General features: G+C 53.0%; 29 protein-coding genes and 1 other RNA gene. 15 read left to right on the forward strand and 15 right to left on the reverse strand.

What is annotated here, in order from left to right:
* Nucleotide 1 precedes the first annotated feature (1 nt).
* The 4 genes from WC529_05520 to WC529_05535 all read left to right on the forward strand — a co-directional run bounded on the left by WC529_05520 (nucleotide 2) and on the right by WC529_05535 (nucleotide 2,129).
* Nucleotides 2–604: a hypothetical protein gene (locus tag WC529_05520; protein MFA5113733.1), complete on the forward strand. Its 603-nt coding sequence runs from the start codon at nucleotides 2–4 to the stop codon at nucleotides 602–604.
* Complete coding sequence (locus tag WC529_05525) at nucleotides 601–1,332, forward strand: hypothetical protein (GenBank protein ID MFA5113734.1); 732 nt, start codon at nucleotides 601–603, stop codon at nucleotides 1,330–1,332. Before WC529_05520 ends, WC529_05525 begins: the two co-directional genes overlap by 4 nt.
* Nucleotides 1,333–1,378: 46 nt before the next feature.
* A complete protein-coding gene (locus tag WC529_05530) occupies nucleotides 1,379–1,864 on the forward strand; it encodes a M48 family metallopeptidase (GenBank protein ID MFA5113735.1) in 486 nt (161 codons plus the stop codon).
* A 76-nt stretch (nucleotides 1,865–1,940) separates the two neighbouring features.
* Nucleotides 1,941–2,129: a hypothetical protein gene (locus WC529_05535; GenBank protein MFA5113736.1), complete on the forward strand. Its 189-nt coding sequence runs from the start codon at nucleotides 1,941–1,943 to the stop codon at nucleotides 2,127–2,129.
* A gap of 43 nt (nucleotides 2,130–2,172) precedes the next feature.
* Here WC529_05535 and WC529_05540 read toward each other — a convergent pair whose 3' ends face one another.
* Nucleotides 2,173–2,748: a YdeI/OmpD-associated family protein gene (locus WC529_05540; protein MFA5113737.1), complete on the reverse strand. Its 576-nt coding sequence runs from the start codon at nucleotides 2,746–2,748 to the stop codon at nucleotides 2,173–2,175.
* Nucleotides 2,749–3,140: 392 nt separating this feature from the next.
* Between WC529_05540 and WC529_05545 the strand changes: the two genes are divergently transcribed.
* Together WC529_05545 and WC529_05550 are read left to right on the forward strand one after the other, a co-directional pair.
* Nucleotides 3,141–3,326, forward strand: a complete 186-nt coding sequence (locus WC529_05545) for a helix-turn-helix transcriptional regulator (GenBank protein MFA5113738.1) — start codon at nucleotides 3,141–3,143, stop codon at nucleotides 3,324–3,326.
* 1 nt (nucleotide 3,327) lies between these two features.
* On the forward strand, nucleotides 3,328–4,509 hold the full coding sequence (locus WC529_05550) for a hypothetical protein (GenBank protein MFA5113739.1): 1,182 nt from the start codon (nucleotides 3,328–3,330) through the stop codon (nucleotides 4,507–4,509).
* Here the strand turns inward: WC529_05550 and dcm are convergent.
* From dcm to WC529_05565, 3 genes are read right to left on the reverse strand one after another with little or no spacing between them, the layout of a single operon-like run.
* Nucleotides 4,506–5,564, reverse strand: a complete 1,059-nt coding sequence (dcm, locus tag WC529_05555) for a DNA (cytosine-5-)-methyltransferase (protein MFA5113740.1) — start codon at nucleotides 5,562–5,564, stop codon at nucleotides 4,506–4,508. The genes WC529_05550 and dcm overlap by 4 nt on opposite strands.
* Before the next feature lie 37 nt (nucleotides 5,565–5,601).
* Nucleotides 5,602–7,473, reverse strand: a complete 1,872-nt coding sequence (locus WC529_05560) for a TaqI-like C-terminal specificity domain-containing protein (GenBank protein MFA5113741.1) — start codon at nucleotides 7,471–7,473, stop codon at nucleotides 5,602–5,604.
* Between the two features lie 10 nt (nucleotides 7,474–7,483).
* Complete coding sequence (locus tag WC529_05565) at nucleotides 7,484–8,089, reverse strand: S24 family peptidase (GenBank protein ID MFA5113742.1); 606 nt, start codon at nucleotides 8,087–8,089, stop codon at nucleotides 7,484–7,486.
* A 163-nt stretch (nucleotides 8,090–8,252) separates the two neighbouring features.
* Between WC529_05565 and WC529_05570 the strand changes: the two genes are divergently transcribed.
* The 3 genes from WC529_05570 (at nucleotide 8,253) to WC529_05580 (ending at nucleotide 9,476) form a co-directional block, all read left to right on the forward strand.
* Nucleotides 8,253–8,456, forward strand: coding sequence for a hypothetical protein (locus tag WC529_05570; protein ID MFA5113743.1), 204 nt, complete (start codon nucleotides 8,253–8,255; stop codon nucleotides 8,454–8,456).
* 121 nt (nucleotides 8,457–8,577) lie between these two features.
* A complete protein-coding gene (locus WC529_05575; protein MFA5113744.1) occupies nucleotides 8,578–8,733 on the forward strand; it encodes a hypothetical protein in 156 nt (51 codons plus the stop codon).
* Nucleotides 8,734–8,858: 125 nt separating this feature from the next.
* A complete protein-coding gene (locus tag WC529_05580; GenBank protein MFA5113745.1) occupies nucleotides 8,859–9,476 on the forward strand; it encodes a hypothetical protein in 618 nt (205 codons plus the stop codon).
* Nucleotides 9,477–9,525: 49 nt separating this feature from the next.
* On the opposite strand, the gene WC529_05585 is transcribed toward WC529_05580, so the two are convergent.
* Both WC529_05585 and WC529_05590 read right to left on the reverse strand, forming a co-directional pair.
* Nucleotides 9,526–10,119: a hypothetical protein gene (locus WC529_05585; GenBank protein MFA5113746.1), complete on the reverse strand. Its 594-nt coding sequence runs from the start codon at nucleotides 10,117–10,119 to the stop codon at nucleotides 9,526–9,528.
* Between the two features lie 212 nt (nucleotides 10,120–10,331).
* Nucleotides 10,332–10,682 carry a four helix bundle protein gene (locus WC529_05590; protein ID MFA5113747.1) on the reverse strand — a complete coding sequence of 117 codons (351 nt, stop codon included), beginning with the start codon at nucleotides 10,680–10,682 and terminating at the stop codon, nucleotides 10,332–10,334.
* A gap of 161 nt (nucleotides 10,683–10,843) precedes the next feature.
* Between WC529_05590 and WC529_05595 the strand changes: the two genes are divergently transcribed.
* From WC529_05595 to WC529_05610, 4 genes are all read left to right on the forward strand, one after another.
* Entirely contained in the window at nucleotides 10,844–11,461 is a 618-nt protein-coding gene (locus WC529_05595; GenBank protein ID MFA5113748.1) for a hypothetical protein, read from the forward strand.
* Nucleotides 11,462–11,659: 198 nt separating this feature from the next.
* Nucleotides 11,660–11,947, forward strand: coding sequence for an RNA-binding protein (locus WC529_05600; GenBank protein MFA5113749.1), 288 nt, complete (start codon nucleotides 11,660–11,662; stop codon nucleotides 11,945–11,947).
* A gap of 105 nt (nucleotides 11,948–12,052) precedes the next feature.
* Nucleotides 12,053–12,370 (forward strand): DUF1622 domain-containing protein, encoded by a 318-nt coding sequence (locus WC529_05605; GenBank protein ID MFA5113750.1) that lies wholly within the window; start codon nucleotides 12,053–12,055, stop codon nucleotides 12,368–12,370.
* A 1-nt stretch (nucleotide 12,371) separates the two neighbouring features.
* On the forward strand, nucleotides 12,372–13,121 hold the full coding sequence (locus tag WC529_05610; GenBank protein MFA5113751.1) for a hypothetical protein: 750 nt from the start codon (nucleotides 12,372–12,374) through the stop codon (nucleotides 13,119–13,121).
* On the opposite strand, the gene WC529_05615 is transcribed toward WC529_05610, so the two are convergent.
* The gene (locus tag WC529_05615; GenBank protein MFA5113752.1) at nucleotides 13,118–13,750 is read right to left on the reverse strand and encodes a methyltransferase domain-containing protein; all 633 of its coding nucleotides are present in this window, start codon (nucleotides 13,748–13,750) and stop codon (nucleotides 13,118–13,120) included. The two genes, WC529_05610 and WC529_05615, sit on opposite strands and share 4 nt — an antisense overlap.
* A 13-nt stretch (nucleotides 13,751–13,763) precedes the next feature.
* Nucleotides 13,764–14,546: a hypothetical protein gene (locus tag WC529_05620; GenBank protein ID MFA5113753.1), complete on the reverse strand. Its 783-nt coding sequence runs from the start codon at nucleotides 14,544–14,546 to the stop codon at nucleotides 13,764–13,766.
* Between the two features lie 95 nt (nucleotides 14,547–14,641).
* Here WC529_05620 and WC529_05625 point away from each other — a divergent pair, with 95 nt between their 5' ends.
* Nucleotides 14,642–16,111 (forward strand): DUF2779 domain-containing protein, encoded by a 1,470-nt coding sequence (locus WC529_05625; GenBank protein ID MFA5113754.1) that lies wholly within the window; start codon nucleotides 14,642–14,644, stop codon nucleotides 16,109–16,111.
* Here the strand turns inward: WC529_05625 and WC529_05630 are convergent.
* Nucleotides 16,097–16,753, reverse strand: a complete 657-nt coding sequence (locus tag WC529_05630; protein ID MFA5113755.1) for a hypothetical protein — start codon at nucleotides 16,751–16,753, stop codon at nucleotides 16,097–16,099. The genes WC529_05625 and WC529_05630 overlap by 15 nt on opposite strands.
* Nucleotides 16,754–16,828: 75 nt before the next feature.
* On the opposite strand from WC529_05630, the gene WC529_05635 reads away from it, so the two are divergent.
* A complete protein-coding gene (locus WC529_05635; protein MFA5113756.1) occupies nucleotides 16,829–17,467 on the forward strand; it encodes a hypothetical protein in 639 nt (212 codons plus the stop codon).
* 28 nt (nucleotides 17,468–17,495) lie between these two features.
* Here the strand turns inward: WC529_05635 and rnpB are convergent.
* The 6 genes from rnpB to WC529_05665 all read right to left on the reverse strand — a co-directional run bounded on the left by rnpB (nucleotide 17,496) and on the right by WC529_05665 (nucleotide 21,863).
* Nucleotides 17,496–17,847: RNase P RNA component class A (rnpB, locus tag WC529_05640), an RNA gene on the reverse strand.
* 2 nt (nucleotides 17,848–17,849) lie between these two features.
* Nucleotides 17,850–18,281 (reverse strand): ribonuclease HI family protein, encoded by a 432-nt coding sequence (locus WC529_05645; protein ID MFA5113757.1) that lies wholly within the window; start codon nucleotides 18,279–18,281, stop codon nucleotides 17,850–17,852.
* Nucleotides 18,278–20,002, reverse strand: coding sequence for a DNA polymerase/3'-5' exonuclease PolX (polX, locus tag WC529_05650; protein MFA5113758.1), 1,725 nt, complete (start codon nucleotides 20,000–20,002; stop codon nucleotides 18,278–18,280). The genes WC529_05645 and polX overlap by 4 nt, the downstream gene beginning before the upstream one ends.
* A complete protein-coding gene (locus tag WC529_05655; protein MFA5113759.1) occupies nucleotides 19,989–20,504 on the reverse strand; it encodes a DJ-1/PfpI family protein in 516 nt (171 codons plus the stop codon). Before WC529_05655 ends, polX begins: the two co-directional genes overlap by 14 nt.
* Complete coding sequence (locus tag WC529_05660; GenBank protein MFA5113760.1) at nucleotides 20,501–21,625, reverse strand: site-2 protease family protein; 1,125 nt, start codon at nucleotides 21,623–21,625, stop codon at nucleotides 20,501–20,503. The genes WC529_05655 and WC529_05660 overlap by 4 nt, the downstream gene beginning before the upstream one ends.
* Nucleotides 21,609–21,863 carry a hypothetical protein gene (locus tag WC529_05665; GenBank protein ID MFA5113761.1) on the reverse strand — a complete coding sequence of 85 codons (255 nt, stop codon included), beginning with the start codon at nucleotides 21,861–21,863 and terminating at the stop codon, nucleotides 21,609–21,611. The genes WC529_05660 and WC529_05665 overlap by 17 nt, the downstream gene beginning before the upstream one ends.
* Between the last annotated feature and the right edge of the window lie 34 nt (nucleotides 21,864–21,897).

Consider the following 21,897-nt stretch of genomic DNA (forward strand, 5'->3'; position numbering starts at 1 on the left):
CATGATCAAACGCTTGCTGGCCCTCGCGTTGATCCCGCTCCTGCTAACCCCCGCGCTGGCTTACGACGTAAACAAACTCCTCAAACTGAAACCGCTGCCTTCCGAGCGTTTTGAGCGGTTAACCCGGAATTACGAGAACACGAAGCTCTATCTCTCGCTCGGCAGCGCGGGGGCGGGCGCTTGGCTGATCTACAATAACCTCGGCAAAGGGTACGAAGCTTACCGCGTTTACAACACGATCTCCGGCTACACCTTTTTAGTCATGGGCGGCCTGCAGTATTTTGCCCGGAGCGCCTACGTGACCGACCGGTTGATCTTAGACGATCTTTACCTGAACGGGAGCGATCGGGAGCTGAACGCCTACTTCCTGATCAAGAGCTACGCGGAGAAGAACAAGACCCAGCGTGAATATTCGGGGGCCGTTTGGCTCCTCTCCGGGGTCGTCGGCGCGGTTTTAGCCAACAGCTCGAACGGGTTGACCGATAACGATAAGATTTGGGCGGATGCCACGGCCGTCGGCCTGGTCGCGATGGGCTTGTATTCCCTCTTTGTCCCCTCCGACGTGGAAAAGGAAGAAGATCAGATCGAAAAGGAGCTGAAATGAAAAAGTTAACGGTGCCGCTGATCGCCCTTCTGCTCGCGCTCGCGGTTGTTCCGGCGGCGTTAGCCACCAAAGATATTTTCCGGTCCAAACCATCCCGCTTCGCCGCGACGGTCCTCGGGGCGCTCTCCAAGTTCAGGGAATCGCAGGAGCAGGTGGTGTCGGCCAATGATGAGACCGAGGGCGCCGCTGCCGTCAGCGCAATGCTCCGGGCGCTTGATAATTGCCAGCATTCGGCCGCGCTGCTGAAACCGTACCTTAACGATCCCGATTCCCTGATCAGGACGGTCGCCGGGTTGCTTTCCGACGAAATTGCGGTCTTTATCCGGGACGGCAACCAGGGGTTGGCAATGATGCGGCGGTACAACGAAAATCCAGGTTCCGTCAGCGAGGACGAAAGTGTTACCTGGGCGCAGGCGGCCGAGAAGCGGCAGGACGAATCATACCATATAATGGGCGGGGCGGTCGCCTCTTTTTTGCCGCAGGTCCTGGCCAACACGAGGGGGCAGAAAGGGAAGATCGCTTACAAGATCAGCGTGCGTGAGCGGGCGATGCTCCTCTTCCAGATCGAGCTATTATTTGAAAAACAGCTGAAGGAGTACGCTGCCGATCCGACTCACGTGCCCGAAATGATCGCCGGAATCGCTGTTTTGCAGCAGAAGCTGCGGGCGGAAACTTACGAGCAGCTGAGGAAGGTCTCCAATCCTTTCCCGGAGGCCAACGATCGATAGCCGACTCCCGCAGGTTATCCGTTCCCGCCGCCGGAGCGTCGCTTTAATGATCACGGCCGACGCCGAACTGGTCGTCCGCGCCCCCAAGTACCTTTCCGATCGTGATATCGCCCGCTTCATCGCGCAGAAACGGGTGTGGATCGAGCGGAACATCGCGCGCCAGGCTTCCCGGCCCAAGCCGGTGGTCCTGACGGACGAGGAGCGGGCGCGGTGGCGCCAGGTCGCGCGCGAGCGGATCACCGAGCGCTGCCGTTATTTTAGCGAGCTGACCGGTTACCGTCCGGCGAAGGTCCGGATCACTGCGGCCCGGAGCCGGTGGGGATCGTGCGGGGCAAAGGGCAATATCAACTTTACCTGGCGGTTGGCCCTGGCGCCTCCCGCGGTCATCGATTATGTCATTGTCCACGAGTTAGCTCACCTGGCTGAACTAAATCACTCCGCCCGCTTCTGGCAGCGCGTCAGCCAGGTCGTTCCCGACCATCGCGTCCACCGCCGTTGGCTGCGCGACAACGGTCATCTCTTGGCAGTATAGTCCATGTTATAATTTGGCCATGAAAACCCACGCCGATTTCCCCGGCACCTGGCCCCAACAATGCTATAATTAATTCGTGATCGATTTAAGGAAACCAAGGATAAAGGCGAAAATAAAGTGCGATTGCGGCCACACGGTCGCCATTGGCAGCGTTTATTGCCCGCACTGCCGGGCGGAGATAAACCGGAAGAACGCCAAGGTGATCATCCAGGAAGAACGTTATTGCGCGAAAAGCCTGCGCACGAGGAAAGGGCGGGGGAAGTAAACAGCCCTTAGTCCCTCAGCCCCTTTTGAAAGAGGGAAAAACCTTAATTCCCCTGCACCCCGCCGAAGGCAAACATTTTATTCCCCCGGGTCTTTTTGAGGAAATTTAACAGGCGCTTGCGAAATTCTGCCGCTCCGTGTCTCCGGCCGCTCTCAATATACGCGAGGCGGATCCTTTGATATGAGTCGGGGAATCTTTGGAAATTGTGCCAGACCTGCTTATCTTTCTGCAAGGCCTTGAGGATCGCCGGAGCGATCGCCATCTTGCGGCTTACTTGTAAAAGGGCGTGATCGCTGAGCGCCGCCAGGCCGGCCGCGGTCATCCGCTTCAGCCTGATCAGCCGCCGCATTCGCGCCAGGTTAGGTTCCGACCATTGGCTGCTCTTTTTTCTTGGTGAAAACCGCTGGGCGTAAGAGTCCCGGTCGATCTTTTTGACCGTACTGTCGATCCAGCCAAAGCAGAGCGCTTCTTCGACCGCGTCATTGTAGCCGACGCGGGGCTTGCCTGTGTGTTTCTTAGGGTAGACCAGCCAGATCTCTTTCGCCTGGCGGTGGTTTTTCTTCAGCCATGAGCGCCATTTCTTCCTATCCGCCGCATAAAATGTTTTCCCTAAATGCATCGTGGGGGCATTATAACATTCCTTGGTCCCCAGCCCCCAGTACCTTAGTCCCCTTCCCAACAGTCCCCACACAAGTTCCCGCTATCCTCGCTACGATAATAATTATAGAGGTCCCAAAATGCTTCGCGCGCTCAAGATCGTGTTATATGTCACATTTTGCCTCTGGATCTTCCTGACAAGCGGCCTGACCGAATCGGGGGTTATTCTGTTAACATTTATTGGGTTTAGAGTGGGGAGTTAGTCTTTTCATCTCTAATTCCTGACTCTTGATCCCTATACTGTATGAGCGGGACTATATATTCCAATTTGGCATATGACATAATGGAATATACCATAACACATGGAGGGCTGCAATGGGGAAGACAATCTATTCGGATGAGCATAAGTCATTGGTGAAAAAACTTATTGATGCGCGTAAAGCTGCAGGGCTTGATCAGGTTAAGGTTGCAAGCAAGCTGGGAAAGTCACAGTCTTACATTTCAAAGATTGAATCGGGTCAGCGTAGGTTAGATATTATGCAGCTTAAAGAGTTTGCCGTCCTTTATGGCAAACCATTGAATTATTTTATTCATGAGTGAAATGACAAACAGAAAAAAACGCAAAAAACGTAATTGGCATAGCAATTTTAATCAATACATGCAAGCGATTGTCAACCATCCCAATTATGCTGGGATGCCAGATCCGTATAAAGAGGATGGAGAAATTAGGTGGGTAGTAACTAGGCAAAGCGAGGTTGGCAAGAAGCGATTGGAGTGGTGGGATAAGAAACGGAAGGAATTAGGCATTAAAAAGGGGCATGCTTGGATTTCTAAGGTTGCTAGAAAGATTCATCCTTTTGGGGAAAAACCTTGTCAAATATGCGGGAAAGAAATGTCCTTGGATTATATATACCCAAATAAGCGCGGAGGAAAGAGTCCGGGGGCTATGAGTAATGCTCCAGATAGGTTCGACGGTTACCATACTTATAATTTATGTTGTAGAAGCAAACATGACACAGGTAGACATAAAAAGAATTTAGAAAGATACGGAGAAGACAGGCGCGCCTATGAAAACTGGGCAGATGGTGATTGGAAAGCTGCCAGCTGGCTCATGAAGGTTTTTAATAAGTTCGGATTGAGCCCAGACCATATCGGGCCAATTTCATTAGGCTTTGCCCATAGGCCTAAATTTCAACCTCTCACACCCGCAAGCAACTCAGCAAAAAACAACAGAATGTCACTTGCAGATGTTAAAACTTTGATCAAAGATGAATCAAGCGGGGATGCTGTTGTTTCATGGCACTCAAGGTTTCTTTGGGAGAAGCTAAAACATAAGGTGATTTCTGATAGAGATGCAGGCAAACTAAGTAAACTTATGAGGATAAACTTGCACTGTGTTTTAACTATACTGGCAAATATTTCCTCTGAAGGATTTAATGATTTCTTAGTGAACAACTTTCTCCATCCAGAATACGCATACTATTCTATTGAATTTATCGATTTTGATCCTTCCACTGGAACTTTTAGAAGCATTGTTAAGAAAAAGGGCTCAAAAAAACAATATCATAATAATGCAACAAGATATGTGCGTATATCGCTCGAATCTTTAAGGAAATATGTGAAAGTTGGTAATAGGAATGTTAAGGGATTGATCAACGACACAATATCAGCAATGTTGAAAACAATGATTACGCAACTAAGCAACAATGAAAATATAGGGGCAAAAAATACTCTCTTTTCGATCCTTGATGCTCTAGCTGTTGAGCTAGCTAGTAAATTCTAACTCAGGTCTTTAATATAATCTTCCGCGGTTATTTGGCCCCTAATAAATCTCTGATAAGTGCTGACATTCTTTATTCGTTGTTTTCTTGTTTTGTTGATAGGAGGAAGGTCCCCAATGGCTTCTTGGACAGTTGTGTATTTTGACTCGTCAATAAATAGTTCTTTTGGGAAACAAGATTCAGGGTCTCCTTTTAATAGTCCGATTATAACCACGCGTTTTCTTTTTTGGGGAATGCCATATCTTACGGCGTGCATTTTCTTGCCATGTATTTTATATCCTAATTGCGTAAAGCACTTCTTAATGCTTTCATATGTCTTTCCGCCATTACTGGTTAATATTCCCTCAACATTCTCCATTAATATTACTTTCGGCTTAATTTGTTCAACTATATTAACAAATTCTTTATACAAATAATTCCTTGGGTCATCAATAAGTCTTTTGCCAGCGTAAGAGAATCCCTGGCAGGGGGGGCCGCCGACAATAATGTCAATGTTTTTATTCTTTATGCTTTGTAAGATCGATTTTTTAATGTCTTTATTTGTTATATCCCCTTCAATAAGAATAGTATCTTTATGATTATTTCTGTATGTTTCGCACGCGGCATTAAAGCAGTCATTTGCTGCCACAATATTATATCCAGCCCATTCGAATCCTTTGCTCAAACCGCCAGCACCACAAAAGAGATCTAATACATTCGATACCTTATTTCTCTTTTTAATGATATTTGCGATAAAATAAGCTAGTAAAGGGGGAACGGCATTGCCTATTTGTTTGCAGAAAGAAGTCTTTGAACCATAAAATATATAACTGTCAGGAAATGATTGTAACCGGGCAGCTTCTCTAGCGCTTATAACACGATCTTCATCTGGATGTATATACGTTCCATTGCCAGGGCGATTAAAATATGTGGTTATTGTATAACTTGGCTTATCCCAGCTAAGCCTCCCGTATAGTGTGGTTCTTCCGCCACTCTTCCTTATCTGTTCTAATCTCTTCGAGGGTATATGCAGGGGGATGTGTTTCCAATTGCCCCCTTGGGGGACAGCTTCAACCATAAGGAGATCATTCTCGCTAAGCGGGTATGTTACATGGTTATGAAACATTATTTAATTCCTGCTTTATTGTGCTAATTAGCTGATCCTGCTTAAAACTGCTCAAAACATATAGCATTTCATTTCTATTGAGTTTGTATAAATTGAAAACGCATATATTTAACAACGCTACATCTTTAATGGAGTTATTTGATGTAATCTTATCAATTAAATCTTCTATTTGTGCCTTTTGCCCATTTTCCGTAATTGCGATGGGAAGTTCAGATATTTCATAATTACTTATATGATTATTTGAGTTTGTGATTTTAAATCTCCAATCTAGAAGCAAGGAGTTGAGAAGCCCCATTAGATATTTTAATGAGATATTTTTATCCCCAAAGAGCACATCAGAGAGGCAGATGTAATTACACGAATTGCCTAGAATTATCCCAGGAGGAATGTGTGAAAACTTCAATCTATGATTCCCATGGATATTGGATATTTGTTGGCAGGCAAGTCTTTCTGCCCCAACGTGAGCTCTTTTGCCATTAAGTTTAGTTATAAAACTATTATTGACGAAGAAACCTCCATAGGTAAAAGAAAAACCTTCTAGGTTATTGCCTCGCAATAAAGGGTAGTGCGTTTTTTTATCGGTAATAAATACTTTGTCTAAAGTTAAGTCCAATTCCCCTCTCAGATTGCAAATATTTGGGAAGGCAGCAACTTTCTGATGAGCATTTATTTTGTTTAATATATTCCAGCCGGTTTCTTTTTCTATTATTATGGGGGTTGCCTCAGAAATGGCATTAAGAGCTTCAATATTAATTTTTATCCCTTTTTTTGACAGGTCGGCTTCGGTGACAATATCTGTGATCATTTCTATATCTGTGCCTTTTAATCTTTTATCTAGGCTAAAAAAACAAAAAGCTTGTGAAATATCAGGGAAGAAATCATTCTTTTCGCGCATTATGTATAATTTTGACAATAAATATTTGTTAACTATTCTTTTCCTTAGTTTTTTGCTTTGATGATCATTTAATAGGGTTATGGGGATAAGCAATCCGACTTTGCTATCATTATGAGTATGAAATTCCAGTATTTCCTCAACAAAAAGCTTGTAATAATTTAATGTGCCTTCATTATATTTAAAATGGTCGTGGTTCTTAATGAACGCAATTAATTTGCCTAAATTGCCCGAGTGTTTATTCTTGCCATTATCCGAATATTTGTCTGAGTTTGCCTTTAAGAGCTTATATGGGGGGTTGGTTAAAACAATGTCAAACCCGTCTGGAACATTAAAAAGAATTCTAGGGTCATTATGTTCGATTTGTCCATTATTGTCGCTAAAGAGGATGTCCCCCTCAAAAAAGTTGTTATTATTAACCTTTATGCTCATATGGTATTTGATATTTATATAAAGAGGCAGTATTTTCTTTAGAATGCGTATCGCTTCAGGGTCTATGTCTGCGCAATATATATTATCTATAATGGCCTGGATATCCTTTTTATTGTAATCCTTAAGTCTTGCTAACACATGATCAATATAGGTAAAAACAAATATTCCTATGCCAGAACAAGGCTCTAAAAACTTAAGCGTTCTTATGTCTTTGTTGTCAGGAATCAATTGTATGGTTTCATTGGTTATAAGCTTGGCAATTTCGTAATGGGTATAATATATGCCAAAATGTTTCCGCTCATTCGTTTTAGCAATGATTAGTTCCTCTTTTATTCTTTGGTGAACTAACCCAATAAGCTGAATGATTGCGATTGGGGCTATGGATGAATCAGTTGTTAAATAGCCATATAAATAGCTATCTAATTGATCATTTATTTCTGGTTTATCTGTTAAAAAACTTAATAGCTTATCAACCAAAGCCGCTTTGTTATGGTATTTCGGATATATAAAATTAAATGTGTTATAAATGTTGTTCATTATCTATATTTTAACCCATATTGTATGAAATGATGCTTCTAACCTCTCCCTCGACACGAAAATCATCAGCAGCCAAAAATGGCGGGTTATTAGGATTAAGAGAAACTAGGATCGTGTTCCCGTTTTCTTTTTGAATCTTTTTTATCATTACTTCGCTATTGTTTATGCAAACTACTATGTTGCCGGTTAAAACCTTTTTAGATCTTCTGGCAATTATTAAATCACCGTCATTAATCTTGGGGGCCATCGAGGAGCCCCTCGCTTTCATCATAAATGCTTCGGTAGAAGGGAATCCAAGGATACGGGTGGATATTGGTATGCGATCAATAGGGTTGCCATCCAGAACCGATCCATTTGGCCCGCAGGAGGCTAGGCCGTACAGATTAAGATAGGTTATTATTTTATCCGGGGAGTCTGCTAGTATTTGATAATCTTTGGGATTGGCTGGATTCCGCCTCAAATAACCTTTCCTTTCAAGCTGTTGAAGGTGATGATAAACAACGCTCGGAGAAGAAATGCTTAACTCATCTTGAAGTGCCCTAATCGTAAGAGGATCCGCGATGTTCTGCTTCAATAATTTGAGCAGTTTTTCCTGGGTAGGATGTAGCTCCTTCATTGCAGCCATTTTAGCCTGGCTGTTCTAAAATGTCAAGAACATATTGCAATATACCAGCTAATGTTCTATAATCCCCTTGAGTCGGGGCGGGCTCCCTAACTTGTAGTGAATCCTCGTGCTAATGGCACGCGAGGCTCTTCACTCGCGGAAAGGAGTAATTCCAATGGCGAAAGATGCGCCAGGAATGCGGGGATGCCGCTCCAGGAATGAGGATGGTCAGTTGAGAGATAAACGCGATGACACTCATATCGGAACCATAGAGGAAAAATATGGTGTCGATCTAGGAGCAAGGTCCGACATGCACTTGGGAAATTTTCTCAAGGCGCAGGGGATCAAATCCCTCAACGACTTGATTACTGGTAAGTAGTTAAGTTTAGCCCGCCCCGGCCATAAAATCAATAAAACGACTGTAGCTCCTTTCATTAAGAAATATTTGCGAAGCCATTAGCCCCCCGCACTCCGCATTCCGAGCGTGGTATAATCCCCCCATGAACAACAAACAACTTGGCTGGCTTTTGCTCGGCCTCGCGCTGGCCGTCCTGGCCGGCTTTGCGGTCAAACACTGGCTGTACTGGGAGATCGTTGATCTGCTGGTGATCATTGTTTGCGTGTGGGGCGGGGTAAGCCTGATCAGGCGTTCTTAGCCGCTAAATTTACTGCTGAAATCATCGGCCGCGCCCGCCGATAACATGCCATGAAGATCCCCCGCCTAATAATGAGGGCGCAAACCTTTGCTGCCGATGTTAAGGCGAAAATCACGGGCCCGACGGTGTTTGATCCGGTAAAGGCGGCTCGCAAGATCGGCGCCCCGACCGGCGCTCCGGCGATCAAAGATCAGATCGATATTATGGCCCAGCGGACCATAAAATACCTGTCCGCCGTCAGGCCGCTGACGCCGGCCGATTACCCGGCAGCGGTCCTACGGCTAAAAGACCAGCTGTTCGCCGATCACGGCTACTTCCTCAAGTATATCGGCCGTCTGGCCGACCGGCTTGTCGACGCCGGGTTGACCGATCCTTTCGAGTTCATCACCGGGATCTTCCGGCAATGTAAATATGAGGGTTATCCGGCCGTGGCGCAGACCAACATCTTGCGCGAGGTCCTTGCCGGGGTGATGCTGACAACCGCAGAGGATAAGATGACCCCGGATATCCTGGGGGCCAAAACGGCGCCGCTGGTCCGGGCGCTCCGCGGCGAAAACGAGTTCCCGCAGATCAAATTGCTCCTGCTGGTAGCCAATCAGCTTTACGCGGCGGACAAAGGAACTGAGGATTATCGCGTTCAGCTGGGCAGCCAGCTTATATTCCTAAAAGAAGCCGCCCGCGTCCTCTCCCTGAACGAAGAGTTGCTGACCAGCCCGGTCCGCAATAAATTAGCAGCCAGCTGACACCGGCTGACGAAAATCGTCACCTTTACGGGCCCTTTCCCCATGCCCCTCACCGCCACAGGATGTAAGGCGAATAACCTTTCTGGCTGACCATCAGCTGGAAGATCTCGAGGCTCATCTTCATGAACTCGCACCGCTCGGCGTCGCCTGTGGCTTGGCGCAACTCCGTCGCGCGCTCGGCTAAGCCCTTTTCCTTAAGCAGCTCCAAAACAGTATCCCTGATCTTCGCCGTAATGGGGGAGCGGTCGATGAGCTGCGCGATTAGCCCCTTAGTTCCCGGCATGTAGGCGATAAAGCAGTTCAGATAATTGCCCAGGCCAAGAGCCAGGTCGCCGTCAGTCATCGAATCGGGTTCCTTCAGGAGCCGGATCAGGTCGTGCTTGATCGCCCTGGTTTCCGGGATCTTCCCTTCGTAAACTCCGTGAACGTTCAGCGCGTAAAAACAGTAGCGGAAATACTGGTCTTTGGCCAGCTTCTCCATCGTTCGGCCGGGGATCGCCTTTAGCCCGACATAGCGGGCAAAGTTGATGATCGCCGTCAGCGGATCTTTGGCCAAAGCGGGTGGGGCGACCCTGGTCCAGGGGTTGAGAAGTAAATTACCCGACTTGAGCCGGGAGAATGAGCGCGTATTCAGGCTGAGCATGGAGTATTATCGGAGCAAAAACGCTATGATTTCACCAAGCCAGCCTACTTAATTGATAATTTAGAGTTTAGAGTTGATAATTACAATTAATAATTATCAGATTCCGGATTAAGATACATCAGTTTTAAATTCTAAACTCTAAATTTTAAATTAGTATATATTCCGGATTAAGACACATCAATTTTAAACTCCACACTCTAAATTCTAAATTATTACAGCCTTCTTTTGTCCCTCAGGGTTATCATGCTGGCGGCCAATATCTTGCATATCTCCGTCGTTTCCTGGATCGCGGCGAATGCTTCGGGCGAAGTGGCTTTACCGCTGTCTCTTAACAAATTAAGCCAAAACCGGCTCTCGTTCGCCGACTTTAAAGCATGGTTGATGAAGTTCGTGAAGTCTCGCCTGGAGCTGGCTGAATTCCCTTCAACAATATTAGCGCCAACGCTGGTCGCGCTCCTCAATACTTGCTTGGCGATCACGACCGATGCCATGTCTTTGGGCAGCTTGTCGATCAATTTGATGACCGTCAGCGCGTACTGGTAAGCCCTTTCCTTGATCCCCATTTTGCATTTTAAACTGTAATTTTCAACTTTACTCTTTAAATTATCAATTTGCTCAGCCATCTTCCTCTCCTCCTTTACCGGTCTTCACAGCAATCTTATTGCCACGAGGAAACGCTGGCCAATTGTAGCGTTTTTCGACAGTGCGGTGGTATAATCTTCCCATGAAAAACCTAATTGCGCTCTTCCTTGCTCTAATGATCGGTTCCCAGTCCGCCGTGTTCGCGCTGGCGATCGACAAAGATAAACTGCTGACGCTTAAGCCGCTCTGCTCGCAAAGGATCGCCTCCCAGGCGGCGGATTACGACGCCAACAAGCCGTGGGTGGCGGGGTCGTTCGGCTTGATCGGCCTCGGGCTGATGCAGGCGAATAGCGGCGGGACGATCGATAATAACAAGCTGGGGGGACTGACGATCGGGCTGATGTCGGTGCTCGCCTCGGCGCTCCTTTATCTTTCCCCGGGAGAACCGGTCATCCAGAACGATACTTTGAACGGGCTCGGTTTGACGGGGGCGGAAAAAGAATTGGCCGCTTATTCGATCCTCAAGAGCAACGCGGAGAAGAGTAAGGACGCCAGGAAGGACGGGGGCCTTTTGCTGGCCGGCAGCGGCCTCGGCTTCGCGCTGATCAGCGCGCTGACGACCGGCGCCACGCCGGCTTACAAAGATAGTTTGAATACCGGCGCGCTTGTTTTCGCCGTGCTCGGTATCGTCAGCTACCTCAATCCGGGCGCCGGCGAACGCGAGGTCGACGAGATCGATAAGGCGGTCGCGACGCCCTAATGCTGCACTTCTTCCCCAAAATAGGCGGTTGACATTTCCGCGCTCTTGTGGCATAATAACTTTGTTCATGCCAAGGTCGAAGTTAATGGGTATAAGTGAGAGAAGAGGCTGCGTCTTTGATCCGAAGCGGACCCCTCCAAAGGTCATTCTTCTGTCCATTAATCCGCAGAAAAATCTAAAACAAGGAATTATTGTAATATGAAAAGCATATTCGTAGGCAACCTTCCGTGGTCCGTGACCGATGCTGATCTTCAGGGCAAGTTCTCTGAATTCGGCAACGTCATCTCGGCCCGGGTGGTCTCCGACAAGTTCTCGGGCAAGTCCCGGGGCTTCGGGTTTGTTGACATGGAAGATTCCGACGCTGAAAAAGCCATTGCTGGGATGACCGGCTACAAATGGGGCGATCGGGAAATTACCGTCAACGAGGCCCGGCCGAAGTCCGATATGGGCGGCGGCGGCGGTGGTCGCAGAGAACGCCGGTTCTAATTGAACCGTCACTCTAATTAAACAGAAGGCCTCACTCGCAAGGGTGGGGCCTTTTTGTTGGCAAGCGGGGACTCGTGTGGTAAGATTTGGCTCAAGGGGGGACCAATGACATTATTTCAACTGGTCAATTACGTGGTCTACGGCGTCAGTTTTCTCGGCATGTTCGTCATTCTCTGGGGTTTGCTCCTGGTCTTAAAGGATTTCGTTCTCCAGCTGTTTAACGAAACGCCCGAATCGAAACGGGTGCTGCGCCAGAAGCTCGGCGCCTACCTGGTCCTCGGCCTCGAGTTCTTCATCGCGGCCGATATCATCCGGACCATTACCCGGCCGGACTGGAACGAGATCGGCATGCTGGCGGCGATCATCGCCCTGCGGACGGTCCTTAGCTACTTCCTCGGCCTGGAACTGAAAGGGGAGGCCTAACATGAAGCGGCGCCTGATCACCCTCTTGCTCCTCCTGGCCGTCGCCTGCTCCGCCTGGGCCGAACAGTTCGTTATTACCCGCATTAACGAAGGGGTCAAAGGCTTGAAAGCGAAAGACAAGGCGAGCGGCCAGCCGCTCTGGTCCAGCAAGGTCAATACCCGCAAGACCGTCAACGCCAAAGGGGAGCCGTTCCTCTATATCGAGGATAACGGCTCGGGCGTTTACGGCAAGGACAAAACGGTCAAAAGCTGGAAAACGGTCGCCTACGTCCGGCTCAGCGGCAATTACCTGCTCCCGTACTCGGTCAAGCTGACCGTCAAAGACAAGAACGGCCAGGTCGTTACCGCGCTGGAGAAGAACTACGACGCGGTGAGCAAAAAAGTCGCCTGTAAGATCAACGGCCAGACCAAGATCTACGATTTCGCTGCCGACCTGATCGACAAGGAGATGATGGGGCCGGTCCTGACGAACTACCCGTTGAACAAAAGCTCGCTCCTCTTCAAGCTGTTGACCCACGAGCCGTCCCTGTATACGATGACCCTCAAATACCTGGGCGACGAGGTCGTGAACGGGGCCAATTGCTACAAGCTGGAGATGATCCCCGACCTGGGGGCGCTAAACCTGCTCGGCGCTTTCGTGCCCAAGACCTACTTCTGGTATAAGAAAGCGGCGCCGCACGATTTTGTCCGTTACGAGGGGTTGGAGAGCGGGTTGGGGACGCCTTACATCGTGATGGAAGCCGACGACTAAAGCCGCAGGAAAACGCGGTAAGCGGAGAGCTCGACCGCCGGATTGTCGGCGTTGACCAGCTGGCGGAAGTATTGCTCGGGAAAAAGCCCTTCCAGGAAGAAGTTGAACAGGTTGGCGATAATGACGGTCCCCGGCTCGGTCTGGTACAGCCTCGGCCCCATCAGCTCGTTGAAATCTTCCAGAAAAGGCTGATAGAGATATAAGCAGCCGAACTGGCGCAGGTCGATCCTGGTGAAATCCCCTTTAATGAACCGGACGTTGTCGAACCCCTCCGCCTGCCTGATCGTTTCGGCCCCGGCGAGCAGCCGCGGGTCGTACTCGATCCCGACCGCCTGGCGAAAATAGGTCGCGGCGGCCATCGTGATCACGCCCAAACCGGAGCCGAGGTCGGCGAAGGTCCGCTCGCGATCGGGCGGCGGGTCGATCATTTTCAGGATCCGGAGAAAGTTAAAAGCGCTGCTGGGCCCATAGGTGCTGATGTTGGGAGCGGTGCTGTGGAAGCAGAGGTAATCGTCCGGTCCTCTGCCGACCAGCTGGTCGGGCGGGGCGATCCGCCGTTCCGCCTGCCGGACCGCTTTTTCCAGCTGGACGATCCGGCCGAGGTTCAGTTTTACCGGGGCAATTTGCATTGCTCCTCCCAAGTTAGATCTGCCAGCCGAGGCCGAACGGGACGCTCATTTCGACCGCGAAAACGTGGCTGTTGCCGATAAAATGCGTCCCCTTCAGGCCGAAACTGACGCCGCCGAAATACGAATCCTTGTCTCCCTTGAGACGCAGGTCGTGATAATAGATCCCCCAGGTGGCGCCGAAAAGGTCGTATTCTTCTTTGTCCCGGATCTCGACGATGCCGTCGCGGACCCAGCCGCGGGTCACGGTGTAATTTTTGGTGGCGACGCCGGCCTCAAAAGCGACGGAGCGTTCGCGCAAACCGCCCGGCCCCGCGGTTTGGTAGACGAGCGGGTAGTAACCGACCGTCACGCTCTGCATCAGGGAGGGATCGTCGATGCCCGGCCCGCCTTCGCTGGCCGACGCGAAAGTCGCCCCTGCGCCAACGGCGTAAGGGGTCTCGTTCGGCACCGGTTTGCCGGTGCAGATCGCGCTGGTCTCTCCGCTGCCTTCCGTGTAAGGCTTGCAGCCGTACTCGTCGTGGTTGATGTCGGTCCGCTGCGTGGTGCCGTCCCAGGCCAGCTGGTACTTGAGATACGCCCATTGCAGGAAGTCGAGCTTGACGTCAAAGCCGACGGCGGCCTCGAAAGTGTTGAAGTCGTTGGCGTTGACCGGCTGGCTTTCCGCCCCGGGATCGTCCGGATTGGCCGGCACGTAGAGCGAGCCGCCCGCCGAACCGTAATTGAAAGTTTCGTAGCCGATATCCAGCTTGGGCGCAATGCTCAGCCTGAGCTGGCGGCTGATGTCGTAAATGCTCATTAAAGTCCCTCCGTGAAAGTATCGGCCCGCCGGCCGCCCGATTTCAGCGGATTTGCGCCTTGTACCCCGTAAAACGCCGGCGTACAATAAGGGAAATGGCGGTCATTTCCAAAAGCAAATACCTGGTCGGCCTGCAATGCCCCAAACTCCTCTGGTACCAGTACAACCGTAAGGGAGAACTGCCGCCGAACACCCCGTTCCTGGAGGCGCTTTTCGCCGAAGGGCGCAAGGTCGGCGCGCTCGCCCAGCAGTTATTCCCCGGCGGCATCCTGATCGAGCGCGACTTCAACCCGCAGCGGCAGGACGCCAAGTCGTATGCCGCGCTGGCGGCCCGCCAACCGCTCTTTGAGGCCGGTTTCCTCTACGACGGCGCCTACGCGCTGGCCGATATCCTGGTGCCGGTCGGGGAAGACGAATGGGACCTGATCGAGGTGAAAAGCTCGACCAAGGTCAAGGACGAGCATTACCGCGACGCCGCGTTCCAGAAATACGTCTACAGCAGCCGCGGGCTCAAGCTCCGGCACACTTATCTGCTGTTCATGAACCGGGAATATGTCCGGCACGGCGCGCTCGACATTCAACAGCTTTTCACCCGGGAAGAGCTGTCGGAAGGGATCGCGCCGTTCCTGCCGAACATCGGCGCGGAACTCGAACAGCTGCAGGCGGTGATCGCCGGGCCGGAGCCGCTGACCGCGGTCGGCAAGCAGTGCAGCGATGAGTGCCCGCTTTACGACCGGTGCTGGCAATTCCTGCCGGAAGGCCACGTTTTTATCCTGCGGGGGCAGAGGGATGTCGCTTTTGACCTGATGGAGCGCGGGGTCCTGAAGCTGAAGGATATTCCGGCCGACTACGAACTGAACGAGAAGCATACCATCCAGGTCGAAAGCCACCGGACCAAGGAACCGTTCGTCGACCGGGAGTCGCTCCGGGAATTCCTCGGGATGCTCAAATACCCGTATTACTACCTCGACTTCGAGACGATCGCCCCGCCGGTCCCGATCTACGACGGGACCCGGCCTTACGAGGACGTGCCGTTCCAGTATTCGCTTCATATTGTCGCTAAAGAGGGGGCAAAGCCGGAACATTATTCATTCCTGGCGCCGGGAGACGTTGACCCGCGGCCGGAGGTCCTGCGGCGCCTGCGCGAGCTGATCAAGCCGGGCGGTTCGATCATCGCCTATAACGCCGATTACGAAAAAGGGCGGATCAAGACGGCGGCCGAGGCTTTTTCAGAGTACGACGCCTGGTACCAGGCGATCAAGGAGGATTTTGTCGATCTCCTGATCCCGTTCCGGAAATTCTTTTACTACCACCCGGCCCAGGGGAAGAGCGCCTCGATGAAAGAGGTCCTGCCGGCGCTGACCGGGATCACCTACGACGGCTTAGAGATCGGCGAGGGCGGTTTGGCCCGTTACGAGTACATGCGCGTCACTTACGGCGAGAACGTGGCCGAGGCGGATCGGCAGAAGGTCAGGAACGCGCTGGAACAATACTGCGAGCTGGATACCCGGGCGATGATCGAGATCCTCCAGGTGTTAAAAGAAGCGGTCTTAGCGGAGCGGTAGGCGGAGCGGGAGTTCCCAGAAGCCGCTGTTGTCTTCCCGCCTGGCGCCGAAATCGAGATGAAAGTAGAACTGCTTGGCGTTAGCGGTGGCGGACGGGGCGAACCCGATCCGCGCCGTCCCCAGGTCGAGCGCGGTATTGTATAGCACGCTCATCAGTTTTCCCCCCATCCCTTTTTGCTGCGATTCGACGTAACTGAGCCAGAGCAGGCTGTTGGCGGACGAGAACTCCATTTCCAGGAGGAACAGGTCTTTGGGTTGGAGGGTGATCTCCATGTGCCGGTCAGGGTAGGTCCGCGGCGCCCCGGAGCCGACGATCGAGAAAAAGATCGATCCCGCCGCGCGCTGCTCGCACCAGATCCGGAAGGTCGCGCCGAGCGTGACGCTGCTCAGTTGCGAAATGAGGGCCGCCAAAGGCCGGTGGTCGTCGAGCTTTTCCTGCCCGCTGATCAGGTAGCGGTTGAAACCGGCCCGGAAGTCGGACTGCTTGACCAGCGCGGCCGCCTCGGCCAGATCGACCCGGACCATCCGGCTGGCGATCTCCGCCCGCTGGGCGATCGGGATGCGAGTATGCAGTAATTTTTCCGGCGCGGCGGCGAAGATCTTCGCCACCATTGGATTAAAGGGACAGATGTGAAATCCCATCAGCGGATTATCGGACGGGGGACCGGCTGATTTCAAACGATTGTTAAGGGCCGTCGCGAATGATAATATGTTGCCATGGACCCGCAGGAATATCTCGCATACTTTACTAAGCAATATGCCGACAAACTGACCGTTTATTTTAATGACGTTCTGTTGGCCGACGCGGACCGGCTCGCCGGGTTTAAAATCATCTTTACCGAATTATTGCGGCGAAAAAACCGGGATTTTACGATCATCGAGACCGGCTGTTTGCGCTATCGGGACGGCTGGTCCGACGGCCAAAGTTCCCTGCTGTTCTATGAATTCATCAATCTCTTCGGGGGAAAGCTGATCACCCTCGATATCGACCCAGTTAACCTGGATACTTGCCGCGCCGTCCTCCGGGAAAGCCCGGTGCAAAAACTCCGGCCGTGCGAGTTTTCGCCGCGGCTGGGGGATTCCCTCCAGCTGTTGGCGGAGATCGACGAGCCGGCCGACCTCCTTTATCTGGACAGCTGCGATATTACCGCGGAGCAGCCGGAGCTGAGCATGGCCCATCATTTTAAGGAGCTGGCCAGTGCCGGCAAGATCCTGGCGAAAAGCCCGGGCCTGATCGTGGTGGTGGATGATAACGGCCCGGCGATCGGTAAAGGGCGGTATGTGCTCGATTGGGCGAAGAAAACCGGCCAGCGGATCATCTCCGAGGGGTACCAGATCATCTTCCAGATCGTTTGAGCGGTATTTCCCGAGCGAACAGAGAAAGAAAAAGGGCAGGCCTGTAAGCCGGATTCTGTCTTTGTGCGATAATCTGTCTGGGATAGATATCGCTATCTACCTCATTGCGACCTACTCGAGCTCATAACGAGGCGAGCAGCCTCTCACTCTTTTTGGTCTTGCTCCGCGTGGGGTTTGGCACGTAGCTGTTTCCAGCTTATTACGTCGGGAGCTCTTACCTCCCGTTTTCACCTATCGCCGCCCAGCCTTTAGGGCTAGGGTAGGCTGTGTCTTTTCTGTGCCACTTTCCTTCGGGTTTAAACCCGACCTCGCGTTACGAGGCACGCTGCTCTCCGGAGTCCGGACTTTCCTCCCCGTGGGGTAACCGCCCGGCCTGCCCTGGTTAAATTGTACCAAAAAGGGGGCCGTGCGTCGAGTGGTGGTGGTCGTCGATCGCTTTATTGGAGAGGGCGTCGGCGGCTTGGTTCTTTTCGCGGGGGATGTATTCGAGCGCAAAATCGGCGAATTTCCGGCTCAAGGCCATGGCGTGGTGATATAAGGGGACCAACCCCTCGTGCTTGACCCGGTATTCGCCGTTGATCTGCTTGACCAGCAGCTCGGAGTCGGCGTAACAGTGGACCTCTTTGGCCCCCTGGGCGAGCGCTTCTTCCAGGCCCCGGATGAACGCCATATATTCGGCGATGTTGTTGGTCGTCTTGCCCAGGTATTCGGCGATCTCGGCCACCACTTCGTTCCCTTTTTTGACCACGACGCCGAGGCCGGCGTGGCCGGGGTTGTTGCGGGAGGCGCCGTCGGAATAGATCGTTAGTTTCATCTTGACGCCTTCAATTCTACCAGAAGCCGGCCGAGCGGCATAGTATTGAGCACGTCCTTTTTCTCCAGCCAGCCGCGCCGGGCGGTGGTCACGCCGTATTTCATCAGCCCCAGCTGGTCGGTGGAGTGGGCGTCGGTGTTGATCGCGAGCTTGACCCCGTGCTGTTTGGCCAGCAGGCAATGGGCGTCATTGAGGTCCAGCCGCCGCGGGTGCGCGTTCACTTCCAGGCATTTGCCGTGCTTTTTCGCGGCCCGGAGCACCGCCTCCAGGTCGATCTCGTACGGCGCGCGCTCGTTGATCAGCCGGCCGGTCGGGTGGGTGAGGATATTGACGTATTTGTTAGACAGCGCCCGCAGCACCCGGGCGGTCATGGCGGCCTTCGGCAGCTTGAACCCGGAGTGGACCGCCGCCAGGACGATGTCGAGTTCCTGTAGCAGATCATCAGGGTAATCCAGGGTGCCGTCGGGGTGGATGTCGACCTCGGCGCCGGCCAGGATCGTGATCCCCCGGACCTTTTGCCTGGCCGCTTTGATCTTTTTAAGGTTTTCCCGCAGCTGTTTTTCGTTCAAGCCGCCGGCGATCCTGGTCGAAACGGTGTGGTCGGTGATCGCGATGTATTCGTAGCCGAGCTTTTTGGCCGCCAGCGCCATCGCTTCGATCGAAGCGGCCCCGTCGGTGGCGGTGGTGTGCATGTGCAGGTCGCCTTTAATATCGGCCAACTCTACCAGTCTGGGGAGCCGGTGCTGGGCCGCCGCCGCGAACTCGCCCCGCATTTCGCGCAGTTCCGGCGGGATGAATTGCAGCCCGAACTTGCCGAACATCTCTTCTTCGGTCCGGCCGCCGATCTGTTTCTTCCCCTTGAAGATCCCGTATTCCGAGACTTTCCACCCTTTTTGCTGGGCTAGCTGCCGGAGGTGGATGTTATGCCCTTTGGAACCGGTAAAATAGTGGGCGGCCGAGCCAAATGATCTGGCGGGCACGACCCGCAGGTCCGCCTGCATGTTGTTGCGGAGGATAACGGAAGATTTGGTCGCCCCCTTGGCCAGGACGTCTTTGACGGCCGGGAGGGCGGTGAATTTGTCCATGATCGCGGCCGGCCGGTCGGAGATCACCAGGATGTCCAGGTCGCCGATCGTCTCCTGGCCGCGGCGCAAGCTGCCGCACGGCAGGATCTTTTTGACCGCCGGCAGTTTTTCCAGCTCAGCCACGATCAGCTCGGCGTGGGCGGCCGCGTCGTCGAGCAGGAAACGGCCGCGGCTTTTCCGCTTGAGGTCCAGCCCGCGCAGGATGTTCTCTTCTTTTTTGGCGCCCATCCCGGGAATGTCCCGCAATTTCCCGGCGCGAGCGGCTTTCTCCAGCTGGGCCGGTGAAGCGATCCCCAGTTTGTCATGGAGCAGGAGGGCGGTTTTCGGCCCCATCCCCGGGATATTGACCAATTCGAGTATCCCTTTGGGGAATTCTTTGGCCAGCTTTTGGTAAGAGGTGATCTTGCCGGTCTTAATATACTCCTCGATCTTGAGCGAGAGATCGTGGCCGATGCCGGGGAGCTCTTGCAGGCCGGCCAGCCCTTTTTCCCGGTAAATGTCCGGGAGTTCCCGGCTCAGGTCGTCGATATTCTGGGCGGCCCGCTGGTAAGCGCGGATCTTGAAAGGGTTATCGCCTTTAAGTTCGAGGAGTTCCGCTATTTCCCGGAAAGCTTTGGCGAACTCACTGTTTTCCATGGAGCGCCTTGACGATCGCTTCCGCCCAGGCCCCGGCCGTAGCCGGTCCCGTGGCGGTGATCAGTTTATCGTCGATCACGACCCCCTGGCCGACAAAAGTGCCGCCCCCTTTGGCGATCTCGCCGGTGTCGTCGAACATCGTCGCTTTTTTTCCTTTCAAGACGCCGGCCCGCGCCAGTATCCCCGGCGCGGCGCAGATGGCGGCCAGCAGTTTTCCCTGTTTGACCGTTTCCCGCGCGATCTCATGGCAGGTTTGGTCGTCATAATAGTCAAAGCTGCCCGGACCGCCAATGAACGTCACTGCTTCGTAATCGGCCACTTTGACCTGGTCGAGCGTCAGGTCGACTTTCGTTTTTCCCCCGGTCTTATCGGTCGCCAGGCCGGGCTGGGACGAAGCGGTCACCACCTGGTAGCCGGCCTGTTCGAAGATCGCCTTGGGGGGATCGTATTCCTTTTCCTGGAAACGCTGGAAAGCGATGATCATGACGATCCGGCCGCTCATCCTTCCACCTCCGTCTTGTACTCGAACAGGCTCATGATGTCGCGCTGGGAGAGGATGCCGACCAGCTTGCCGTTCTCCATGACCAGCAGGCGGCCGACGCCGCTGGCGCCGAGCCGGCCCAGCGCCTCGGTCAATTCGGCGTGCGGGTCGATGGTCATCCGGGGGGTGACCGGCAGCATCGCTTCCCGGGCGGTGATCAGCGGCCACTTTTCCCGTTCGATCTCCTTGACGGCGTGGAAGGTCAGCAGGCCGACCAGGCGGTCGTCGTCGGTCACCGGGAAAGAGGCAAAGCGGAAGCGGAAAAAATATTCCTCCACCAGCCGGGCCAGGGTGATGTCGGCCGGCACGGCGACGACGTTCTGCGACATGATGCCGCCGACCCGCAGGCCGGAGAGGAGCTTTTTCATCGCTACCTGCCGGTAGCTGCTGTCGGCCGCTTCCATCAGGAAGAAGCCGATAAAGATGAACCAGATGCCGGAAACGGCCAGGCCGGTGAAGAGGTAAAGGATGCCGGCCCCCATAAAGAGGAATGCGAAGACCTTGCCGAGATAGCTGGCGGCGCGGGTGGCGCGGCGCAGGTCGCCGGTCCAGTGCCAGATCGCGGCCCGCAGCAGGCGGCCGCCGTCGAGCGGAAAACCGGGGATCAGGTTAAAAAGCGCGACGGCCAGGTTGATGATGAACAGGTAATTGGTGATCGACAGGAGCGGAGTGGGAAGCCGGAGCTGGAAAAAGATCTGGGTCAGGCTGAAGCAGAGGAGGGAGAGCGCCAGGCTCAGGGCCGGACCGGCCGCCGCCATTTTTAACTCCACGGCCGGCGTGGCCGGCTCTTCGCCGAGCTGGGCGACGCCGCCGAAGACGAAAAGGGTGATGCCGTGGATCGGCAGGTCGTTGCGCATCGCCACCACCGAGTGCGCCAGTTCGTGGGCCAGCAGCGAAGCGAACAGGAGGAGGGCGGCGATCAGCGCCATCAGCCAGTGGGCCGGGGGGCCGAGCTCCGGGTTGGTGGCCGGGAAATAACCGCTGGCCAGGGTAAAGACGACGAGCCCGAGGATGATGAACCAGGTGTAGTTGATCTCGATCGGGATGTCAAAGAGCGTTAAAAGCTTAATTGACCGCTTCATGTGACCACGCGTCCAGGACATTGTAGCTCCAGAGGACGATACCGCCGACGATGCCGATCCCCAGGGCCGACAGGAAAAGGTAGGCGTTGAACATCAGCGTCAGGTAGATCAGCCCGGGGAAGGTGAAATAGAAAGCCAGGATCAGCAGCAAGGCCTTATGGCCCTCGCCCTTGAGCAGCTGGCCGAGCCCGACGATAAAAATCGACGCTAAGGCCGCCCAGTAATACCGCTTCTTCATTGAAATAATTATAGCACTGGTATATACTTTAGCC

Source organism: Candidatus Margulisiibacteriota bacterium (assembly GCA_041650855.1).
In the GTDB taxonomy this organism is placed as follows: Bacteria; Margulisbacteria; WOR-1; order O2-12-FULL-45-9; family XYB2-FULL-48-7; genus JALOPZ01.

Coding starts and splice junctions, on each gene's coding strand:
- WC529_05625 (MFA5113754.1), top strand. CDS start 14,642: ATGGCGGTCATTTCCAAAAGCAAATACCTGGTCGGCCTGCAATGCCCC.
- WC529_05665 (MFA5113761.1), bottom strand. CDS start 21,863: ATGAAGAAGCGGTATTACTGGGCGGCCTTAGCGTCGATTTTTATCGTC.
- WC529_05520 (MFA5113733.1), top strand. CDS start 2: ATGATCAAACGCTTGCTGGCCCTCGCGTTGATCCCGCTCCTGCTAACC.
- WC529_05660 (MFA5113760.1), bottom strand. CDS start 21,625: ATGAAGCGGTCAATTAAGCTTTTAACGCTCTTTGACATCCCGATCGAG.
- WC529_05565 (MFA5113742.1), bottom strand. CDS start 8,089: ATGAAGGAGCTACATCCTACCCAGGAAAAACTGCTCAAATTATTGAAG.
- WC529_05590 (MFA5113747.1), bottom strand. CDS start 10,682: ATGGGGATCAAGGAAAGGGCTTACCAGTACGCGCTGACGGTCATCAAA.
- WC529_05635 (MFA5113756.1), top strand. CDS start 16,829: ATGGACCCGCAGGAATATCTCGCATACTTTACTAAGCAATATGCCGAC.
- WC529_05605 (MFA5113750.1), top strand. CDS start 12,053: ATGACATTATTTCAACTGGTCAATTACGTGGTCTACGGCGTCAGTTTT.
- WC529_05525 (MFA5113734.1), top strand. CDS start 601: ATGAAAAAGTTAACGGTGCCGCTGATCGCCCTTCTGCTCGCGCTCGCG.
- WC529_05655 (MFA5113759.1), bottom strand. CDS start 20,504: ATGAGCGGCCGGATCGTCATGATCATCGCTTTCCAGCGTTTCCAGGAA.
- WC529_05600 (MFA5113749.1), top strand. CDS start 11,660: ATGAAAAGCATATTCGTAGGCAACCTTCCGTGGTCCGTGACCGATGCT.
- dcm (MFA5113740.1), bottom strand. CDS start 5,564: ATGGTTGAAGCTGTCCCCCAAGGGGGCAATTGGAAACACATCCCCCTG.
- WC529_05530 (MFA5113735.1), top strand. CDS start 1,379: ATGATCACGGCCGACGCCGAACTGGTCGTCCGCGCCCCCAAGTACCTT.
- WC529_05595 (MFA5113748.1), top strand. CDS start 10,844: ATGAAAAACCTAATTGCGCTCTTCCTTGCTCTAATGATCGGTTCCCAG.
- polX (MFA5113758.1), bottom strand. CDS start 20,002: ATGGAAAACAGTGAGTTCGCCAAAGCTTTCCGGGAAATAGCGGAACTC.
- WC529_05550 (MFA5113739.1), top strand. CDS start 3,328: ATGACAAACAGAAAAAAACGCAAAAAACGTAATTGGCATAGCAATTTT.
- WC529_05620 (MFA5113753.1), bottom strand. CDS start 14,546: ATGAGCATTTACGACATCAGCCGCCAGCTCAGGCTGAGCATTGCGCCC.
- WC529_05575 (MFA5113744.1), top strand. CDS start 8,578: ATGAACAACAAACAACTTGGCTGGCTTTTGCTCGGCCTCGCGCTGGCC.
- WC529_05615 (MFA5113752.1), bottom strand. CDS start 13,750: ATGCAAATTGCCCCGGTAAAACTGAACCTCGGCCGGATCGTCCAGCTG.
- WC529_05540 (MFA5113737.1), bottom strand. CDS start 2,748: ATGCATTTAGGGAAAACATTTTATGCGGCGGATAGGAAGAAATGGCGC.
- WC529_05570 (MFA5113743.1), top strand. CDS start 8,253: ATGGCGAAAGATGCGCCAGGAATGCGGGGATGCCGCTCCAGGAATGAG.
- WC529_05585 (MFA5113746.1), bottom strand. CDS start 10,119: ATGCTCAGCCTGAATACGCGCTCATTCTCCCGGCTCAAGTCGGGTAAT.
- WC529_05560 (MFA5113741.1), bottom strand. CDS start 7,473: ATGAACAACATTTATAACACATTTAATTTTATATATCCGAAATACCAT.
- WC529_05630 (MFA5113755.1), bottom strand. CDS start 16,753: ATGGGATTTCACATCTGTCCCTTTAATCCAATGGTGGCGAAGATCTTC.
- WC529_05645 (MFA5113757.1), bottom strand. CDS start 18,281: ATGAAACTAACGATCTATTCCGACGGCGCCTCCCGCAACAACCCCGGC.
- WC529_05610 (MFA5113751.1), top strand. CDS start 12,372: ATGAAGCGGCGCCTGATCACCCTCTTGCTCCTCCTGGCCGTCGCCTGC.